The sequence below is a fragment of the Bradyrhizobium sp. Y36 genome (genome assembly GCF_002531575.1).
GTDB lineage: Bacteria > Pseudomonadota > Alphaproteobacteria > Rhizobiales > Xanthobacteraceae > Bradyrhizobium.
Window position 1 is genome coordinate 1 of record NZ_NWTI01000049.1, and the last position, 1,302, is coordinate 1,302.

Annotated in this window: 1 protein-coding gene; it reads left to right on the plus strand. The window is 62.7% G+C overall.

The window, feature by feature from the left end; all coding sequences use genetic code 11:
- Positions 1-173: 173 nt before the first annotated feature.
- Positions 174-1,302: IS4 family transposase (locus tag CO669_RS34785; RefSeq protein WP_097667119.1), on the plus strand; the 1,129-nt coding region annotated here is incomplete at its 3' end.

A 1,302-nucleotide genomic window follows, 5' to 3' on the forward strand; every position in this document is an offset into this window, starting at 1 on the left:
ATCTGGTTTGGCAGGAAGTTGCCGGGGGGATTCCCGAATCGGCACTTTGTGTGATTCCTATTGCGACACTTCGGCTTTGGCGGAGGTGTTGGCATGCTGTCAGGTATCGATTGGACCTTGGGCCGGTTCGGGGATCGTCGTCTCGATAAAGGGGGGCGGCGCTCGCTGAACGCATGGTTGCGGGCAAGACGGTCTGCCTGCGGCGGCTCTCCAGGGGGAACCGGGCGCTGGAAGTGCGGTTCAACCGCTTTCTTGGCCATGACAAGGTGACGGTGGAACGGATCATCGAGAGCTGGAGCGAACGCACGATCACGGCGGTAGAAGGCCGCCACGTGTTGGCGATCCAGGACACCAGCGAGATCCACTTCAACACGACGCCGCAACGCCGGCGCGGGCTCGGAGAAATCGGCAAAGGCAATCACCACGGCGTGCTGTTGCATCCGCTGCTGGCGGTGGATGCCGACGATGGTGCCTGTCTTGGGCTTTTGAGCGGACAGATATGGACGCGCCAGGGCCGCCGCACGACCTCGCACGACGAACGGGAATTATCGGACAAGGAATCGCAGCGCTGGATATCCACCGCCGTTGCAGCCAAGCCGCTGCTCACCAAGGCTTCGGCGGTGACGGTGTTGGGTGATCGCGAGAGCGATATCTTTGCCCTTTATGCCAGCTCGGCCGAGCAGCACTTCCACGTCATCGCGCGCAGCATGCATGATCGCAAGCTTGCCGACCGCAGCGGCTTATATGAGGCCAGCGATGCCATGGCCGCGGTGGATCGGCGGGCGGTCCAACTGCCTGCGCGCGCTGCGCGGCCGGCACGTCTGGCCCAGCTCGAACTTCGCTTTGGCGCAATCGAGCTCGCGCGCCCGCAGAGTAAGTTCCTGAGCCATCTGCCGAAAAGCTTGCCATTGGCGATGGTCGATGTGCGCGAGATCAATGCCGAGACCGGCGTGGAGCCGCAGCACTGGCGGCTTCTCACCTCTCACGAGGTTACCAGCATCGAGGACGCCTGGCGCATCGTCCAATGGTACAAGCAGCGCTGGATCATCGAGCAGTTCTTCCGCATCCTGAAGACGCAAGGCCTCAAGCTCGAAGACAGCCAGATCGGATCCGCCGATCGGCTTATCAAGCTGGTCGCTATCGCCGCCAAAGCCGCCGTCATCACCATCCAGCTCCTGCAGGCCCGCAACGGAGGCCGCCAGTCCATTCTCGCGGCCTTCGACAGCGGCCAGATCAACGCGCTCACGGCCCTCAACCAGCAGCTCGAAGCAGCCAGCAAGCGACTAAAGAACCCACATCCGC